Annotated in this window: 14 protein-coding genes; 9 read left to right on the top strand and 5 right to left on the bottom strand. The window is 68.5% G+C overall.

What is annotated here, in order from left to right; genetic code table 11:
* Positions 1 to 47 precede the first annotated feature (47 nt).
* Both ACF09K_RS10335 and ACF09K_RS10330 read left to right on the top strand, forming a co-directional pair.
* Positions 48 to 1,310, top strand: a complete 1,263-nt coding sequence (locus ACF09K_RS10335; protein ID WP_392242194.1) for an MFS transporter — start codon at positions 48 to 50, stop codon at positions 1,308 to 1,310.
* 125 nt (positions 1,311 to 1,435) lie between these two features.
* On the top strand, positions 1,436 to 1,933 hold the full coding sequence (locus ACF09K_RS10330; RefSeq protein WP_392242193.1) for a hypothetical protein: 498 nt from the start codon (positions 1,436 to 1,438) through the stop codon (positions 1,931 to 1,933).
* A 100-nt stretch (positions 1,934 to 2,033) separates the two neighbouring features.
* On the opposite strand, the gene ACF09K_RS10325 is transcribed toward ACF09K_RS10330, so the two are convergent.
* Positions 2,034 to 3,500 (bottom strand): CCA tRNA nucleotidyltransferase, encoded by a 1,467-nt coding sequence (locus ACF09K_RS10325; RefSeq protein ID WP_392242192.1) that lies wholly within the window; start codon positions 3,498 to 3,500, stop codon positions 2,034 to 2,036.
* Positions 3,501 to 3,757: 257 nt separating this feature from the next.
* Between ACF09K_RS10325 and ACF09K_RS10320 the strand changes: the two genes are divergently transcribed.
* The 7 genes from ACF09K_RS10320 to trxA all read left to right on the top strand — a co-directional run bounded on the left by ACF09K_RS10320 (position 3,758) and on the right by trxA (position 13,489).
* On the top strand, positions 3,758 to 6,142 hold the full coding sequence (locus ACF09K_RS10320; RefSeq protein ID WP_392242190.1) for a DUF6049 family protein: 2,385 nt from the start codon (positions 3,758 to 3,760) through the stop codon (positions 6,140 to 6,142).
* Between the two features lie 44 nt (positions 6,143 to 6,186).
* Entirely contained in the window at positions 6,187 to 8,484 is a 2,298-nt protein-coding gene (murJ, locus tag ACF09K_RS10315) for a murein biosynthesis integral membrane protein MurJ (protein ID WP_392242189.1), read from the top strand.
* Between the two features lie 136 nt (positions 8,485 to 8,620).
* Positions 8,621 to 10,336, top strand: coding sequence for a protein kinase family protein (locus ACF09K_RS10310; protein ID WP_392242187.1), 1,716 nt, complete (start codon positions 8,621 to 8,623; stop codon positions 10,334 to 10,336).
* A 24-nt stretch (positions 10,337 to 10,360) separates the two neighbouring features.
* Positions 10,361 to 11,086 carry an RNA polymerase sigma factor SigM gene (gene sigM / locus ACF09K_RS10305; RefSeq protein ID WP_392242186.1) on the top strand — a complete coding sequence of 242 codons (726 nt, stop codon included), beginning with the start codon at positions 10,361 to 10,363 and terminating at the stop codon, positions 11,084 to 11,086.
* Between the two features lie 479 nt (positions 11,087 to 11,565).
* Positions 11,566 to 11,982 carry a hypothetical protein gene (locus ACF09K_RS10300; RefSeq protein WP_392242185.1) on the top strand — a complete coding sequence of 139 codons (417 nt, stop codon included), beginning with the start codon at positions 11,566 to 11,568 and terminating at the stop codon, positions 11,980 to 11,982.
* Positions 11,983 to 12,150: 168 nt separating this feature from the next.
* Positions 12,151 to 13,119, top strand: a complete 969-nt coding sequence (gene trxB, locus ACF09K_RS10295; protein ID WP_392242184.1) for a thioredoxin-disulfide reductase — start codon at positions 12,151 to 12,153, stop codon at positions 13,117 to 13,119.
* Positions 13,120 to 13,159: 40 nt separating this feature from the next.
* Positions 13,160 to 13,489, top strand: coding sequence for a thioredoxin (gene trxA / locus ACF09K_RS10290; protein ID WP_073491213.1), 330 nt, complete (start codon positions 13,160 to 13,162; stop codon positions 13,487 to 13,489).
* A gap of 94 nt (positions 13,490 to 13,583) precedes the next feature.
* Here the strand turns inward: trxA and ACF09K_RS10285 are convergent, their stop codons facing one another.
* The 4 genes from ACF09K_RS10285 to rsmG all read right to left on the bottom strand — a co-directional run bounded on the left by ACF09K_RS10285 (position 13,584) and on the right by rsmG (position 17,679).
* Complete coding sequence (locus tag ACF09K_RS10285; protein ID WP_392242446.1) at positions 13,584 to 14,201, bottom strand: GNAT family N-acetyltransferase; 618 nt, start codon at positions 14,199 to 14,201, stop codon at positions 13,584 to 13,586.
* A gap of 328 nt (positions 14,202 to 14,529) precedes the next feature.
* The gene (locus ACF09K_RS10280) at positions 14,530 to 15,630 is read right to left on the bottom strand and encodes a ParB/RepB/Spo0J family partition protein (RefSeq protein ID WP_392242183.1); all 1,101 of its coding nucleotides are present in this window, start codon (positions 15,628 to 15,630) and stop codon (positions 14,530 to 14,532) included.
* Entirely contained in the window at positions 15,627 to 16,697 is a 1,071-nt protein-coding gene (locus tag ACF09K_RS10275; RefSeq protein WP_392242444.1) for an AAA family ATPase, read from the bottom strand. The genes ACF09K_RS10280 and ACF09K_RS10275 overlap by 4 nt, the downstream gene beginning before the upstream one ends.
* A gap of 265 nt (positions 16,698 to 16,962) precedes the next feature.
* A complete protein-coding gene (rsmG, locus tag ACF09K_RS10270; RefSeq protein ID WP_366058279.1) occupies positions 16,963 to 17,679 on the bottom strand; it encodes a 16S rRNA (guanine(527)-N(7))-methyltransferase RsmG in 717 nt (238 codons plus the stop codon).
* Positions 17,680 to 17,772: the final 93 nt, after the last annotated feature.

Genomic DNA, 17,772 nt, shown 5'->3' with positions numbered 1-17,772 from the left:
CCGGGTCATGTGATCCGGGGGCTTCGCCGTATGTGAGGCTGTCCCCCATGGCCGTCGTCCGCGATCTGCGCGTCCTGCTGCGTTTCGGGAACTTCCGGCGTCTGCTCGCAGTGCGGCTCCTCTCCCAGTGCGCTGACGGCGTCTACCAGGTCGCCCTCGCGGCCTACGTCGTCTTCTCCCCGGAGAAACAGACCTCGGCCACCGCGATCGCCTCCGCGATGGCCGTGTTGCTCCTCCCGTACTCCCTGGTCGGCCCCTTCGCCGGTGTCCTGCTGGACCGCTGGCGCCGCCGCCAGGTGTTCCTCTACGGCAACCTCCTACGGGCCCTGCTGTCCTCGGTCACGGCCGCCCTGATCGTCAGCGGCGTTCCCGACTGGCTCTTCTACGCCTCCGCTCTCTGCGTCACCGCGGTCAACCGCTTCGTCCTCGCCGGTCTGTCGGCGGCGCTGCCGCGCGTGGTCGACACCGAGCGCCTGGTCATCGCCAATTCCCTCTCACCGACGGCGGGCACGCTCGCCGCGACCGCCGGCGGAGGGCTCGCCTTCATGGTCCGGCTGCTGGCCGCCGACTCCGACGCCGCCGTCGTCCTGCTGGGCTCAGCGCTGTACCTGTGCGCCGCCCTGGTGTCCCTGCGCCTGGCGGTCGATCTGCTGGGCCCCGAACGGGACGGGATCCCGCCCCGCCTCATGGCCACCCTCCGCGGAACGGCCCGCGGTCTGACGGCCGGTCTGCGGCACCTCGCCGAGCCGGACCGCCGCCAGGCCGCCTGGGCGCTCGGCGCGATCACGCTGATGCGGTTCTGCTACGGCGCCCTGACCGTCATGACACTGATGCTCTGCCGCTACGCCTGGTCCTCCGACCCGGAGGAGGGCCTGGCCCTGCTGGGGCTGGCGGTGGGCATCGCGGGCGTGGGCTTCTTCGTGGCGGCCGTGGTGACACCGTCCGCCACCGGGCAGCTGGGACCGGGCCGCTGGATCGTCGTCTGCTCGGCCGTGGCCGCCGTGCTGGAACTCGCGCTGATGCTTCCGTTCGCCGAAGCCACCGCGTTCGTCGCGGCCTTCGTCCTGGGGCTCGTCACCCAGGGCGCGAAGATCGCCACCGACACCATCGTCCAGTTCTCCGTGGAAGACGGCTTCCGCGGCCGCGTCTTCTCCCTCTACGACGTGCTGTTCAACGTCGCGTTCGTGGGCGCTGCCGGAGTGGCCGCCCTGATGTTGCCGCCGGACGGGCGTTCCGCGGTCCTGGTGGTCACGGTCGCCGTTATCTACGGATCTGTTTCTGTCGCTATGGCCAGATTTGAACGCCAGTAAGTGTCACATCAATGCCACAGACCTCCCCTGGGGTACAGCGTTGTCAGTGGTGGCCGGTAATTTACGTGCGTCTTATCTCGCGTCTCACACGCGTCGCACATCTATGTTCTCTAGGGGGACCCCCAGTGACGACTCCGCCGCCCCAGGGCCAGAATCCGTTCGCGCAGCAGGGCCAGCAGCCCTACGGCCAGCCGCAGGGGCAGGCTCCGTACCCGCCGCAGCCCGGCTTCCCGCAGCAGCCTGCAGCCCCCTACGGCGCGGTCCCCCCGGCGCCGCCCAGCCGCAAGGTCAGCTTCAAGCTGATCAAGACCATCGTGATCGTCCTGGTCGTCATCGGCGCGGGCATCGCCGCCTTCATATCGAGCCGGGACGATGCCAACACCGCGGCGATCGGCGACTGCATGCACCGCGGCAGCACCAACGACAACGACCCCGATCTCGAGGTCGTCGAGTGCAGCTCGTCGAAGGCCCAGTACGTGGTGCTGGCCAAGGTCAAGGGCGACTTCTCTCAGGTCAGCGCCGAGACCAAGTGCGCGACGGAGGCCAAGGACTTCCAGTACACGTACACCGAGACCGGTGACGGCAGTAACTTCCTGCTCTGCCTGAAGGACTACTCGAAGTAAGGCAGTCACGGAGGAGGGGCGGTGTTTCACGTGAAACACCGCCCCTCAGTGCATCCGGGCAGGGGCGTGTTTCACGTGAAACATGCCCCTGCCGCACATCTCAGGCTTCCTTGGCCCACCACTCCTGGAGCGCCGTCACCGCTGCGTCGTACTCCATCGGACCGTTCTCCAGACGGAGTTCGAGCAGGTATTTGTAGGCCTTGCCCACGGCAGGGCTGGGGCCGACACCAAGGATCTCCATGATCTGGTTGCCGTCGAGGTCCGGACGGATCGCGTCCAGCTCTTCCTGTTCCTTCAGCTCGTCGATGCGCTCCTCCAATCCGTCGTACGCACGCGAGAGCGCTGCCGCCCTGCGCTTGTTGCGCGTCGTGCAGTCGGATCGGGTCAGCTTGTGGAGACGCTCGAGAAGCGGCCCGGCGTCCCGTACGTACCGGCGGACGGCGGAGTCCGTCCATTCACCGGTGCCGTAGCCGTGGAAGCGCAGGTGCAGTTCGACCAGGCGCGAGACGTCCTTCACCAGTTCGTTGGAGTACTTCAGTGCGGTCATGCGCTTCTTGGTCATCTTCGCGCCGACCACCTCGTGGTGGTGGAAGGAGACCCGACCGTCCTTCTCGAACCGGCGGGTTCGCGGCTTGCCGATGTCGTGCAACAGCGCTGCCAGACGGAGGGTGAGGTCGGGGCCCTCCTCCTCCAGCGCGATCGCCTGTTCCAGGACGATCAGCGTGTGCTCGTAGACGTCCTTGTGACGGTGGTGTTCGTCGCTCTCCAACCGCAGGGCGGGCAACTCCGGCAGCACGTACTCGGCGAGCCCGGTGTCGACCAGCAGAGTCAGGCCCTTGCGGGGATACGTGGAAAGGATCAGCTTGTTCAACTCGTCCCGCACCCGCTCGGCCGAGACGATCTCAAGCCGGCCGGCCATCTCGGTCATCGCCGTGATGACCTCCGGGGCCACCTCGAAGTCGAGCTGGGCGGCGAAACGGGCCGCGCGCATCATCCGCAGCGGATCGTCCGAGAAGGACTCTTCCGGCGTGCCCGGGGTGCGCAGCACTCGCGCGGCGAGATCCCGGAGGCCGCCGTGCGGGTCGATGAACTCCTTCTCCGGGAGTGCCACGGCCATCGCGTTCACCGTGAAGTCCCGCCGCACCAGGTCCTGCTCGATGGAGTCGCCGTACGACACCTCGGGCTTGCGGGACGTGCGGTCGTAGGCCTCCGACCGGTAGGTGGTCACTTCGATCTGGAAGCTTCGATCGACATCTCCGACGCGGGCGTCCTTCTGCGCGCCCACCGTGCCGAAGGCGATCCCGACCTCCCACACGGCGTCCGCCCAGGGACGGACGATCTTCAGCACGTCCTCGGGGCGAGCGTCCGTCGTGAAGTCGAGATCGTTGCCGAGTCGGCCGAGCAGCGCGTCCCTGACAGAGCCTCCGACCAGGGCGAGTGAGAACCCCGCTTCCCGGAAACGGCGGGCGAGGTCGTCGGCGACAGGAGCCACCCGCAGCAGCTCACTGACCGCGCGATGCTGCACCTGACTCAGGGCACTGAGGTTGTCTTCGTTGGCGTTCGGCACAACAGAAGAGGGTACGTGGCCCGGCGCGACACGGGCGCCCCTATAAAGAGGACAGCCACCTCGCTCAAAAGCGTCGCAATCGCCTTCTTCCGTGTCACATAAACCTGTCTCTCCTCGTACATACCGATAGAGGACACGTGACCGGTCGCAGCTGATCTTGTGGAGCGGACCGCGGCACTTACCCTCAGCGGGCATCGTTACCATGCGTGGACGCACATACCGACGACCACTGACGACGACGAGGGACGGACGAGCGCGTGGCCGAGGCGGCAGACTTCCCGGGGACGACTCCCTCACCTGCCCGCCGGTGGCTGCGGCGCACCGGAGCACTGCTCGCGGGAGCGCCTCTGCTGGCCGGCCTGCTCCAGCTGCCCGCGTCCGCGGCGTCGGCCGCCGGACAGACCTCCGCCAAGGCGGCCTCCGACACCGGTACGGTCGCCGTCGCCGTCGATTCACTCACCCCCAGCGTTCCCACCGAGGGCGACACACTGACCGTGTCCGGCACGGTGACCAACAAAGGCAAGCAGGCCGTCACGGACGCCTACGTCGACCTGCGCCTGGGGTCCGCTCTGACGACCCGCTCGGCGATCGACAGCACCGCCAAGCGGCCCGACGACCTGTCGAGCGTCACCGGATCCGAGGTGGGCGACAAGTACGTCGCCGAGTTCGCCAAGCTCGCTCCCGGGGTCGCCCAGCAGTTCAGCATCTCCGTACCCGTGGACGAGCTCGACCTCGGGGCGGACGGTGTGTATCCCCTGAGTGTCTCCCTCTCGGGTGAGACGTCCGCGAAGCCGTGGGAACGGATGCTCGGCATCCAGCGGACGTTCCTGCCGTGGCAGCCCGACCAGGCCGACAGCAGGACCCGTACGACGATGCTGTGGCCGCTGGTCTCCAACGTCCACATGACAGCCGAGACCGGGTCCGACGAACAGCAGACGCCGGTCTTCCTCAACGAGGATCTCGCCGCGGAGATCTCGCCCGGCGGCCGCCTCGACCAGCTCCTGAGCCTGGGCAGGGCCCTCGATGTCACCTGGGTGATCGACCCGGACCTGCTGGCCTCCGTCAGCGCCATGACCGAGCAGTACGACGTCCTCGCCGGCGACACCACCACGCCCGGCAAGCACCAGGCCGTCGCCAGTCAGTGGCTCGCCGAGCTGCAGGAGGCCGTGCAGGGCAAGCAGGTCGTCGCCCTGCCCTACGCCGACCCCGACCTGGCCTCCCTCGCACACAGCGGCACCAGCGTCACCGGCTCCCTGAGTCAGCTCAAGGCAGCCACGGACGTCGCCGCCAGCACGGTGGAGACCATCCTCCACGTGACTCCCAGCACCGACTTCGCCTGGCCGGTCGAGGGTGCCGTGGACCCGTCGATCGTCAAGGTCGCCACCTCCGCGGGCGCCGACAAGGTGATCGCGCGCAGTGACAGCCTGACGGAGAACGGCGGCCTGTCGTACACGCCCTCCGCGGCCCGTCCCATCGGCGGCGGCACCACCGCGGTGGTGGCGGACGCCCGGCTGTCACAGGCGTTCCAGGGAGACCTGACGACGGCCTCCGCGTCCGCGCTCGCCGTGCAGGAGTTCCTGGCGCAGAGCTTGGCGCTGAATCTCCAGTCCGACAAGCAGCGCAGCATCGTCGTGGCCCCTCAGCGCATGCCGACCGCGGCCCAGGCCCAGGCGATGGCCGAAGCGGTCACCGCCCTGCAGGGTGGAACGTGGTCGCAGGCTCAGCAGCTCACGGCGGCCGCCACCGCCAAGCCCGACCCGGGTGCCACGACGAAGGTGCCGCCGCGATCGGCGTACCCCACCTCGCTCGCCAAGCGGGAGCTGTCGCGGTCGGCCTTCGTGGACATCGCGACCACACAGGACCGGCTCGACAACTTCAAGGTGATCCTGACCAACGAGTCCCGGGTGGTGACTCCCTTCGGGCGGGCCGTCAACCGTGAGATGGCCACCTCCTGGCGGGGCCGGACCACCGCGGCGAGCAGCTTCCGCCAAGGTCTCCAGGCCTACCTCGCCACGCTCGCCGGCCAGGTCAAACTGATCGAGAAGTCGGAGCTGAAGCTCTCCGGGCGCAGCGCCACCATCCCGGTGACCGTGCAGAACAACCTCGTCCAGGGTGTCGACCACCTGGTGCTGCGGCTCACCTCGACCAATCCGACCCGTCTCGAGATCGACGGCAAGGCCTACGACGAGCGGCCCATCGCGGTCTCCGGCGGGCACAGCACGACGGTGAAGTTCACCACCTCCGCCAACGCCAACGGCCAGGCGGCGGTCGTCGCGCAGTTGTACACCGAGGACGGCAGGGCGTACGGCGCACCGGTCACCTTCGACGTGAAGGTCACCGAGATCACGGCCACCGTGATGCTCGTCATCGGCGGCGGCGTCCTGCTGCTGGTGCTGGCCGGCTTCCGGATGTACACCCAGCGCAAGCGCGCCGCGGCCCGGGGAGCCGAGGACCACGGCGCCGACGGAACGGACCCGGCAGCCGACGACGTCGAGACCGCGCAGGATTCCGAGAGCCGTCCCGGCGAGGAGTCGGGCGCCCGAACCGCCACGGGCGGCCCGGTGCAGCCGAGTGACGGGACACCGGACACCGCAGCGGAAAGCACCGGCCCTTCCGGGACGGGTGAGAGAGTGGACCGTTGAGGATGTCGTGGCCGGACGGCCCGGAACGATGAGGTGGGGTAACCATGAACGCGCCGTACGACGGTGACCGCGGCCAGGCCGCGGGCAGCTCGGGCCACCCCGAGGGCCCGCCGCCCGAGCAGGGCCAGGTGCCGCCGCAGCACCCCGCGGACATGTACCTCCAGGACGCCTACGACCAGGACCCCTACCGGTCCCAGGACCTCACCGCGCAGGACCCGGTCGCCGAGGCACTCTACGACCGTGCCGCGCACCCCCCGCCGCCACCCGCGCCCGGTGCCCACTCCCCCCAGCAGCCGCTCTACGGGCGGCCGCAGCAGTCCCCGTACGCGCCCGACCCCCGTGTCTGGGCCCAGACCCCGGCGCCCGAGCCGGAGGGTCCGACGCAGTACCTGCCGTACGGCGACGATCCGCGCACGACCCAGTTCGTGGGTGTGGACGACCTCGTCACGCATTCCGGTGAGGAGCGCCACGAACCCGACGCCTTCGCCCACCTCTTCCGCGACCAGCAGCAGGGCGGCACCCGCTCCCCGATGGACTCGCCCGCGGTACCGGGGCCGGCGCACGCCCCGGGCGACCCGGGTCCCGCCGCGCAGTACCGGGTACCCACGGCCGTCCGTGCTCCGGGGCCCGAGGGGCCGGCGTCCGGCGTCGACCAGACCATGAACCTCACCGCCACCCCGGCGGCGGACCCGGCGCCCCCCGCGAAGAAGAGCGGGCGGGCCACGGGGCTGCTGAAGTCGAGTGCCGTGATGGCGGCGGGCACGATGGTCTCGCGTCTGACCGGGTTCATCCGGTCGGCGATGATCGTTTCCGCGCTGGGCCTCGGCTTCCTCGGTGACTCGTTCCAGGTCGCCTACCAGCTGCCCACGATGATCTACATCCTGACCGTCGGCGGTGGCCTCAACTCCGTCTTCGTGCCGCAGCTCGTGCGTGCCATGAAGGAGGACGACGACGGCGGCGAGGCGTACGCCAACCGTCTCCTGACCCTCGTGATGGTGGCCCTGGCCGCGCTCACCGCCCTCGCGATGTTCGCCGCGCCGCTCCTGGTCCGCATGCTGGCGAACCCCGTCGCGAACAACCCGGCGGCCAACGAGGTCGCCGTCACCTTCACGCGCTACTTCCTGCCCTCGATCTTCTTCATGGGCGTCCACGTGGTGATGGGACAGATCCTCAACGCCCGGGGGAAGTTCGGCGCGATGATGTGGACCCCGGTCCTGAACAACGTCGTCATCATCGTGACGCTCGGCATGTTCCTGTGGGTGTACGGCACCGCGGCGGACTCCGACATGAGCGTCACGAACATCCCGCCGGAGGGCCAGCGCCTCCTCGGCATCGGCATCCTGCTCGGCCTGGTCGTCCAGGCCCTCGCGATGATTCCCTACCTGCGCGAGACCGGCTTCCGGATGCGGCTGCGCTTCGACTGGAAGGGCCACGGCCTCGGCAAGGCCGCCATGCTCGCCAAGTGGACGATCCTGTTCGTCCTCGCCAACCAGGCGGGCGCGCTGGTGGTCACCCAGCTGTCCACCGCCGCGGGCATCGACTCGGGCGTCAAGGGCACTGGTTTCGCCGCCTACGCCAACGCACAGCTGATCTGGGGCCTGCCGCAGGCCATCATCACCGTGTCCCTGATGGCCGCCCTGCTGCCCCGTATCTCGCGCTCCGCGGCCGAGCAGGACGCGGGTGCCGTCCGCGACGACATCTCCCAGGGCCTGCGCACCACGGCCGTCGCGATCGTGCCCATCGCCTTCGGGTTCATCGCACTCGGCGTCCCGATGTGCACCCTGATCTTCGGCTCCTCGGGCATCACCGAGGCCACGAACATGGGGTTCATGCTGATGGCCTTCGGCCTCGGCCTGATCCCCTATTCCGTCCAGTACGTCGTCCTGCGTGCCTTCTACGCGTACGAAGACACCCGGACCCCCTTCTACAACACGGTGATCGTGGCGGCCGTCAACGCAGCCGCCTCCGCCGCCTGCTACTTCCTGCTCCCCGCCCGCTGGGCCGTGGTCGGCATGGCCGCCTCCTACGGCCTGGCCTACGCCATCGGTGTCGGCGTCGCCTGGAACCGTCTGCGCAAGCGGCTCGGCGGGGACCTGGACGGTGCTCGCGTGCTGCGGACGTACGCGCGGCTGTGCATCGCCGCCGTGCCGGCCGCCCTGCTCAGCGGCGCCGCCTGCTACGGCATCGCCCGGACTCTCGGCCAGGGCGTCCTCGGTTCCTTCGCCGCGCTGCTGGCGGGTGGAGCCGTCCTGCTCGGCGTCTTCTTCGTGGCCGCCCGCCGCATGCGGATCGAGGAGCTCAACTCGCTCGTCGGCATGGTGCGCGGGCGCCTGGGGCGCTGAGCCAGGGGTAGGCGCACAACCATCGTCCGCCGCCGCGTGTCGTGCATAGCGCCGGACTGTGGGCACAATTGGGTTCGGCGTCGGACGGCGCGCACGGGGTCGGACGGCGCGCATGGATGGGGAGGCAGGAACGACGGTGGCGGAACCGAGTACGGCTGCCGTCGACGTGGCAGACAACAGCGGTGACGAGCCGCTGACCGCACAGGCGGACCAGTCCACGGCCGACGGTGTGACCAAGAACCGGGAGCGGGACACGGACAGCGACCAGGCGCAGGGGAGTGGCGGGGCAGTGGGTCCCGGAAAGTCCTCGGCGCCAGAACTGCACAGCGGCCACAAGCTCGCCAGACGCTACCGGCTCGAAGACTGCGTCACCCGTCTGGACGGCTTCAGCAGTTGGCGTGCGGTCGACGAGAAACTCCGCCGTGCCGTCGGCGTCCATGTACTGCCCTCCGATCATCCACGGGCCCGTTCCGTCCTGGCGGCGGCCCGGTCCTCCGCCCTGCTCGGCGACCCTCGTTTCGTCCAGGTTCTGGACGCCGTAGAGGAGAACGACCTCGTCTACGTCGTCCACGAATGGCTGCCCGACGCCACCGAACTGACCACGCTCCTCGCCTCCGGGCCGCTGGAGCCGCACGACGCCTACCAGATGGTCAGTCAGATCACCTCTGCCATGGCGGCAGCCCACCGTGAAGGGCTCGCGCACCTGCGGTTGAACCCCAACGCCGTGCTGCGCACCTCCACGGGCCAGTGGCGCATCCGAGGTCTCGCCGTGAACGCGGCGCTGCGCGGCATCAGCTCCGACACCCCCCAGCGCACCGACACCGAGGCGATCGGCGCCCTGCTGTACGCGGCGCTCACCCAGCGCTGGCCGTACGAGAACGACGCCTACGGGCTGTCCGGACTGCCCAAGGACATCGGACTGATCCCTCCCGACCAGGTGCGTGCCGGCGTCCACCGCGGCCTGTCGGAGCTGACGATGCGCGCGCTCGTCAACAACGGGGCGACCGCGTCCCGGCACGAGTCCGCCTGCACCACTCCCGAGGAGCTGGTCAAGGCCATCGGTGAGATGCCCCGCATCCGCCCGCCGGAGCCCGCCTTCACCGCACCTCCCGAGTACCAGCAGACGACCTACCAGCAGGGCAGTTACGGACGTCCCTCGGCGCACCCGGGCACCACCCAGCCGGTACAGGCCCCGCCTCCCCCGCTGCAGAGCCGTACCGGCAAGGCACTCAAGTGGGCGGTCTCCGCACTGCTCATCGCGGCCCTCGGCCTCGGCAGCTGGCAGCTCGCAGACGCCCTGATGGACCAGGGCGACACCGACGACACGAACCAGACGCAGACCACGGACGCCGACGACAACAACAGCGCCGCGCCCAAGCCGGTCCAGCAGCTCAGGATCCAGGGCTCACAGGAGTACGTCGCCAGCGGCTCCGCTCAGGCAGCGGAGGACGTCGCCAACACCTATGACGGCGACAGCTCCACCTACTGGCGGACCAAGCGCTACACAGAAGGCCCCAGCCTCGCTCCGTACAAGCCCGGTGTGGGCATCGTCTACGACCTCGGATCGGCCCAGGAGATCTCCGCGGCGTCGATAGGCCTCCGGTACTCCGGTGATCACACGACCGTGAAGCTCTACGCCACGGACGCGCTGACCCCGTCCACGGGCATCAGCGGGATGAAGGAGATCGGCACCGCCGACGCCAGCGGTACCTCCCTGACGGTGAAGGCGTCGAAGGCGGTGAAGACCCAGTACGTGCTGCTCTGGATCACCGCCGTACCCTATGCCCCCACCGACGGCTTCAGCGGCTCCGGCTACAAACAGGCCATCACGGACGTGAAGTTCACGGGGTGAGGTCGCCCAGAGGGAGGGGGTCCGATGGCAGCAGGCGCCGACTACGACGGAATCAGCGATCAGGACCTCCTCGCCCGCCACGTGGAGGGCGATCCCGACGCCTTCGGTGAGCTCGTGCTGCGTCACCGCGACCGGCTGTGGGCCGTGGCCCTGAAGACACTGGGAGACCGCGAGGAGGCCGCTGACGCGGTTCAGGACGCGCTCGTGTCCGCCTACCGGGCCGCCCACACCTTCCGCGGTCAGTCCGCCGTCACCACCTGGCTGCACCGGATCACCGTGAACGCCTGTCTGGATCGAGTCCGCAAGGCGGCCTCCCGCAAGACCTCCCCGGTCGACGACACCGAGCATCTTGAGCAGTTGCTGGAGCCGCACGAATCGGCCTCGGCTCCCGTCGAACGCAACGACCTGCACCGTCAGCTCCTCGAAGCCTTGGGCACCCTGCCGCCCGACCAGCGTGCGGCACTCGTCCTGGTCGACATGCAGGGCTACCCCGTCGCAGAGGCCGCCCGCATCCTCGACGTGCCGACAGGGACGGTGAAAAGCCGCTGCGCCCGTGGCAGAGCGAGACTGCTGCCGCTGCTCACCCATCTGCGGCCGGCGCGTTCCGACGAGGTGAGGGAAAGCAGTCAGGGACGGAACCGGGCGGAGGGGACATCCGTCCCACCGGCAGCGGACCCCCGGGAGAGGGGTCCGAACGGCGCCGATACCGGCGATTCAGCTGCTGTGAAGGGCGGAGGTGGGCGAACGTGACATCGACGACGGACACGGCCGGACACCCGGACGTCGCGGAGATCTCCAAGCTCACCGAAGGGTTGCTCACTCCTTCCCGTAGCGCGGAGGTGCGCCGGCATCTCGACTCCTGCGTGCTCTGTGCGGACGTCCACGCGTCACTGGAGGAGATCAGAGACTCCCTGGGAAGGCTGTCCGGACCAGCACGGATGCCGGATGATGTCGCCCAACGCATTGATGCCGCACTCGCAGCCGAGGCATTGCTCAGCGCCACGGCCCCGTCCCCTCCGGGCCCGGCGGGGGCGACCGTTCCCGGGTCGAGCGGTACCGCTCCGCATGTTTCACGTGAAACATCGGCGGCGCAGTCGCGGCCCGCAGGGCGGGCTCGTCCTTCTGCCGGCGGGCTCGGGCGGAAGAATCGCCGTCGGAGTGGGCGCCGGAGGATCGCTGTCCTGGGAGCCGTCTTCGCCGCAGCCACGCTGGGCCTCGGGTCGGCCCTGGTGACATCACTGACCGGCGACGAGGAATCCAGCACCTCGGCACCCGACTCACGGACCACCGTGTCGGACACCTTTTCGGAGAGCGGTCTGGAGCAGCAGGTCGCCGATCTCCTCGCCGTCTCCTCCGCTTCCAGTCCACAGACGCTGGGCATGCAGGGCGAGCCCGAGACCAGCGGTCCCCGAGTCCTCCAACAGCCCACGGTGCCCGGCTGTGTCCAGAAGGGCATGGACCGAAAGGACGCGGCGTTGGCCGTCGAGGAGGGCACGTTCCGCGGAAGGGAGGCCCTCCTCGTCGTCCTCCCCGACAGCTCCGACAGCACGCGGGTCACCGCGTACCTGATGGACGCGACCTGCGTCGGCCGACCGTCGTCCGGCACGGCGAAGGTCCTCCTGAAGGACTCCTACACCCGTCGTTGACGCCTCCCGGCCTCGTCCCTGCCGAGCGTGGTATTCCGTACGGTGTCGACCCCTTGGTGTGCCCGGACACACCGGGAATGCACGCCCCTTAGGATCCGTTGGGTGGGGTGAGAGTTCCCAAAAGCTCCCCCGGTCGATCGACACAGACCAGAGACGAGGAATCAAGCCGTGAGCGACGTCCGAAACGTGATCATCATCGGCTCCGGGCCCGCCGGCTACACGGCGGCGCTCTACACCGCCCGCGCTTCGCTGAAGCCGCTGGTGTTCGAGGGGGCCGTCACCGCGGGCGGCGCCCTGATGAACACCACCGAGGTGGAGAACTTCCCCGGCTTCCAGGACGGCATCATGGGCCCCGAGCTCATGGACAACATGCGCGCCCAAGCCGAGCGCTTCGGTGCCGAGCTGATCCCCGACGACATCGTCTCCGTCGACCTCACCGGTGAGATCAAGACCGTGACCGACACGGCCGGCACCATCCACCGGGCCAAGGCCGTCATCGTCACCACCGGCTCTCAGCACCGCAAGCTCGGCCTGCCCAACGAGGACGCCCTCTCCGGCCGCGGCGTCTCGTGGTGCGCCACGTGTGACGGGTTCTTCTTCAAGGACCAGGACATCGCCGTGATCGGCGGTGGTGACACCGCCATGGAGGAGGCCACCTTCCTCTCGCGCTTCGCCAAGTCCGTGACGATCGTCCACCGCCGTGACACCCTGCGCGCCTCCAAGGCGATGCAGGAGCGTGCCTTCGCCGACCCGAAGATCACGTTCGTCTGGGACAGCGAGGTGGCCGAGATCCAGGGCGATCCGAAGCTGGCCGGCCTGAAGCTGCGCAACCTCAAGACCGGTGAACTCTCCGACCTGCCGGTGACGGGCCTCTTCATCGCGATCGGCCACGATCCGCGCACCGAACTCTTCAAGGGCCAGCTCGACCTGGACGAGGAGGGCTACCTGAAGGTCGCCGCCCCGTCCACTCGGACGAACGTGACGGGCGTCTTCGGCGCGGGCGACGTCGTCGACCACACCTACCGTCAGGCGATCACCGCGGCCGGCACCGGCTGCTCCGCCGCCCTCGACGCCGAGCGCTATCTCGCCGCCCTCGCGGACGAGGAGCAGGCCGAGCCCGAGAAGACCGCCGTCTGACCTCCCGCCCCACCACACACATCACTTAAAGGAGCCCGCCGTGGCCGACCTCAAGCACGTAACCGACGACTCCTTCGAGCAGGACGTCCTCAAGAGCGAGAAGCCCGTCCTGGTGGACTTCTGGGCTGCCTGGTGCGGCCCGTGCCGCCAGATCGCCCCGTCCCTCGAGGCGATCGCGGCCGAGTACGGCGACAAGATCGAGGTCGTCAAGCTCAACATCGACGAGAACCCGGGTACGGCCGCCAAGTACGGCGTGATGTCCATCCCGACTCTGAACGTGTATCAGAACGGTGAGGTCGCCAAGACCATCGTCGGCGCCAAGCCCAAGGCCGCACTCGTCCGCGACCTCGAGGACTTCATCGCCGAGTGACGTTCTGAACATCGCGCAAGCGATGAATGTTTCACGTGAAACACAAGTGGGCCGATCCGAAAGGGTCGGCCCACTTGCTTGTCCGGAGAGCTGATCACAGCGGTCGCAGTGCCGGCTCTTTCTGCACGGCACCCAGGAGCCGGTCGAGCGCCATCTCCACGTCTTCCTTCCACGAGAGGGTGGTGCGCAGTTCCAACCGCAACCGTGGGTGAGAAGGATGCGGCCGAACCGTCTTGAAGCCCACCGCCAGCAGATGGTCGGCCGGGAGAAGGCAGGCCGGATCCTTCCAGCGGGCGTCACCGAACGCCTCGATCGCTTTGAAGCCCCGCCGCAGCAGATCCTTGGCAACCGTCTGCACCATCACCCGGCCGAGTCCTTGCCCCTGGTAGCCCGGCACGATGAACGCGGTCATCAGCTGTACGGCGTCGGGGGAGACGGGGCTCGTGGGAAACGCCGTCGAGCGGGGAACGTACGCGGGCGGAGCGTAGAGCACGTAGCCCACCGGGAGGTCATCGACGTAAACGACCCTGCCGCAGGAGCCCCAGTCGAGCAGTACGGCGGAGATCCAGGCCTCTTTCTCCATCGCCGTCGTGCCCGTCCTCAAGGCTGCCTCGCCGCTGACGGGGTCCAGCTCCCAGAAGACACATGAGCGGCAGCGCTGGGGAAGGTCCTGAAGGTTGTCCAGTGTGAGCGGTACGAGCCGACGCCCCATGAAGGCTGATCCCTCGCTTCCTTCGCCCGCGGCACCGCGAGCGGCTGTCAGAGCGCTGCGTTGCCTGAGCGGGCCGCCGACGAACCCGCCGACCGCACCGATACCCACGGCCGTGCTCATCAGTCCGGCCTGGTCCGTCCTCCGTGCGGCCCCATCTGCCGCACGGAGAGAGCATCAGGTGGCCATGCCCTAGCTTCTCGCATCGTATCCACGAGGCGACTCTCTCGACACCGGGTGAAAGCAAAGAGCGAGCCGTGCTCCCGTACGCAACGGAGGAGGCTCGCTCTTTGCAGTCGGCGGGTGTGGGCGACCCTGCCAGGGGAAAGGTTCAGTCGTCCGCTTCCTCGGACTCACCCTCCACGAGGCCCTTCTGAAGAACGGGGCCTTCGCCGGGAGCCAGACTGTCGAGAATCCGCTCGAGGTCCTCCATGGAGGCGAATTCGACGGTGATCTTGCCCTTCTTCTGCCCCAGGTCGACCTTGACTCGCGTCTCGAAGCGGTCCGAGAGGCGAGTGGCGAGGTCGGACAGCGCCGGTGACACCCGACCTCCGGCGCGGGGCCCCTTGGAACGCTGCGGGGTCTGGGAGCGCGATCCCATGAGGGTCACGATCTCTTCGACCGCCCGCACGGACAGTCCCTCCGCCACGATGCGGTGAGCCAGCCGGTCCTGCTCCTCCGAGTCATCGACGGAGAGCAGAGCCCGCGCGTGGCCGGCCGAGAGCACACCGGCCGCCACCCGGCGCTGCACCGCCGGAGAGAGCTTCAGCAGCCGCAGCGTGTTGGAGACCTGAGGCCGTGAGCGTCCGATCCGGTCCGCCAGCTGGTCGTGGGTGCAGTTGAAGTCCTTCAGCAACTGGTCGTAGGCGGCAGCCTCCTCCAGAGGGTTCAGCTGAGCCCGGTGGAGGTTCTCCAGCAGCGCGTCCAGAAGGAGCTTTTCGTCGTCCGTTGCTCGGACGATCGCCGGGATCGCCTCCAGGCCCGCCTCACGGCAGGCCCGCCAGCGCCGCTCGCCCATGATCAGCTCGTAGCGTGAGGGCCCGGTCTGCCGTACGACGACCGGCTGGAGGAGCCCGACCTCCTTGATGGAGGTGATCAGTTCCTGAAGCGCATCCTCATCGAAGACCTCGCGCGGCTGACGCGGGTTCGGGGTGATGAAGTCGAGCGGGAGTTCCGCGAAATGGGCGCCCAGGGGCGGTGCCGGAACATCCTCCGCACCGTTCGCCGAGGACTCCTCGGTTTCACGTGGAACAAGGGGCAGCGTGGCCACCTTCGCCGCGGCTACTCCACGATCGGTCGCCAGGGCCGGAATACCGGCGGAAGTCGTGGGGGCTCCACCGCCCATCGCGGTCTGCGCCGGTGTCCTCTCCGTTGGGGCAGCAGGAATCAGTGCGCCGAGACCACGGCCCAGCCCCCTCCGTCGATCACTCACTGCATCCCCTCCATGGTCGGGTTGTTCTGAGCGCCGATGTGGGCGTGCGTGCCGTCGTAGCTGACACCGACGCCCCTCAGCGCGATCTCTCGGGCTGCTTCAAGGTAGGACAGGGCACCGCTCGATCCAGGATCGTAGGTCAGCACCGTCTGGCCGTAGCTCGGCGCTTCGGAGATACGGACCGAGCGGGGAATGCTCGTCCGTAGCACCTCGTCGCCGAAGTGGGTGCGCACCTCCTCGGCGACCTGCGACGCGAGGCGCGTCCGGCCGTCGTACATGGTGAGCAGGATGGTCGACACATGGAGGGTGGGGTTGAGATGGCCTCGCACCAGATCGACGTTGCGCAGCAGCTGCCCCAGTCCCTCCAGTGCGTAGTACTCGCACTGGATCGGGATGAGAACCTCCTGGCCGGCGACCAGCGCATTGACCGTCAGGAGGCCGAGCGAGGGTGGACAGTCGATGAGGACGTAATCCAGCGGTTGCTCGTACGCCTGGATGGCTCGCTCGAGCCGGCTTTCGCGCGCCACCAACGACACAAGTTCGATCTCCGCACCAGCGAGATCGATCGTGGCGGGAGCGCAGAAGAGGCCCTCGACATCGGGGACCGGCTGGACCACTTCCGCCAGGGGGCGGCTCTCGACCAGCACGTCGTAGATGGACGGAACTTCGGCGTGATGGTCGATCCCGAGCGCGGTGGAGGCATTGCCCTGCGGGTCGAGGTCGATCACCAGAACACGACCACCGTGCAGGGCGAGCGATGCGGCAAGGTTGACGGTCGTCGTCGTCTTGCCCACACCGCCCTTCTGATTGGCTACGACGATGATGCGGGTCTGCTCAGGCCGCGGCAGGCCTTCACCTGCACGGCCGAGAGCCTCTACCGCCAGCTGGGCAGCACGACCGATCGGAGTGTCGTCCATCGGAGGCGGTGTTTCACGTGAAACATCTTCCCCCAACGACTCGGTACGGGGACCGGGGACCGGATCGGTCATCGGTCCCGCGATGTTGGCGTCGGACCGCAAGGATTCACTCTCCTCGACTTCAGGCTCGCAGTGCACAGAGCCTCCCATGCCTTCGGGGTCACGAACCAGTGAGGCCTGGTCTTCTGTGGAGAAATCCACCTCTGTGGACATCTCCGCCCCACTGACGAGTGAGCCGAGAGGCTTCCGATCGCGAGGTTCGGCCGCAACGCGTCCGCGACTGATGATGCCGTGCAGCAATGAGCGAGGTTTCACGTGAAACACGATGCACAGCGCCCGTGACCGAACTGCCGCGACACTCCGTCATGCGTAGGTTGGGCAGCTTGTGTGGAGTACGACCGTTCTGAGATCCGGATCAGCGACGACGACGCGTGCGGCCTGTCCGGGCCGCCTTGGCCCGCTTCGCGGCGAACCTCACACCCCCAGGGCTCTCCCCGACCTCGACCCGCACGACCGTGGAGAGCGGATCGACCACTCCCTCGCCGACGTGGAGGATCGACGTGCTCACCGCGCCGAGCTTGCTCAGCGCGGTGGCGGCGCTCTTCAGCTCCTCCTCGGCGGTGTCTCCCTTCAGCGCGAGCATTTCCCCGTAGGGGCGCAGCAGCGGAATGCCCCAGGCGGCCAGGCGATCCAAGGGGGCGACAGCGCGGGCGGTCACGACATGGACCGGCGGCAGCTTGCCCATGACCTCTTCGGCGCGGCCGCGCACGACGGTCACATGGTCCAGGCCGAGAAGCTCGACGACCTCGGTCAGGAAGTTGGTGCGTCGCAGGAGCGGCTCCAGGAGGGTGATCTTCAGATCCTCCCGAACCAGGGCCAGGGGAATGCCGGGCAGGCCGGCACCGGATCCGACGTCGCAGATCGTCACGTCCTCGGGCACGGCTTCGGAGAGCACCGCACAGTTCAGGATGTGCCTCTCCCACAGTCGGGGCACTTCTCGCGGGCCGATGAGCCCGCGTTGTACACCTGCCTCTGCCAGGAGCTCGGCGTACCGGACCGCATCCGCGAAGCGATCACCGAATACCTCGCGTGCTTGCTCGGGCGCAGGGGGGAGTTCCGCTGCCTCCGTCACGGGGACCGTCCTTCCGTACCGCATCGACGCGTTCCGCGCCGACCACCAGAACCACCAGGCTGACAAAGACCGGCCCCGCCTGCGCGACAGACG

This window comes from Streptomyces sp. NPDC014882 (genome assembly GCF_043081325.1).
In the GTDB taxonomy this organism is placed as follows: domain Bacteria; phylum Actinomycetota; class Actinomycetes; order Streptomycetales; family Streptomycetaceae; genus Streptomyces.
Note: the sequence above shows the minus strand (reverse complement) of the source record. Positions and strands in the feature narration are given on the sequence as shown.

Excerpts from the sequence above, each read along its gene's own strand:
- ACF09K_RS10335 (WP_392242194.1), top strand. The coding sequence starts at position 48 with ATGGCCGTCGTCCGCGATCTGCGCGTCCTGCTGCGTTTCGGGAACTTC.
- murJ (WP_392242189.1), top strand. The coding sequence starts at position 6,187 with ATGAACGCGCCGTACGACGGTGACCGCGGCCAGGCCGCGGGCAGCTCG.
- sigM (WP_392242186.1), top strand. The coding sequence starts at position 10,361 with ATGGCAGCAGGCGCCGACTACGACGGAATCAGCGATCAGGACCTCCTC.
- ACF09K_RS10285 (WP_392242446.1), bottom strand. The coding sequence starts at position 14,201 with ATGGGGCGTCGGCTCGTACCGCTCACACTGGACAACCTTCAGGACCTT.
- ACF09K_RS10275 (WP_392242444.1), bottom strand. The coding sequence starts at position 16,697 with ATGGGAGGCTCTGTGCACTGCGAGCCTGAAGTCGAGGAGAGTGAATCC.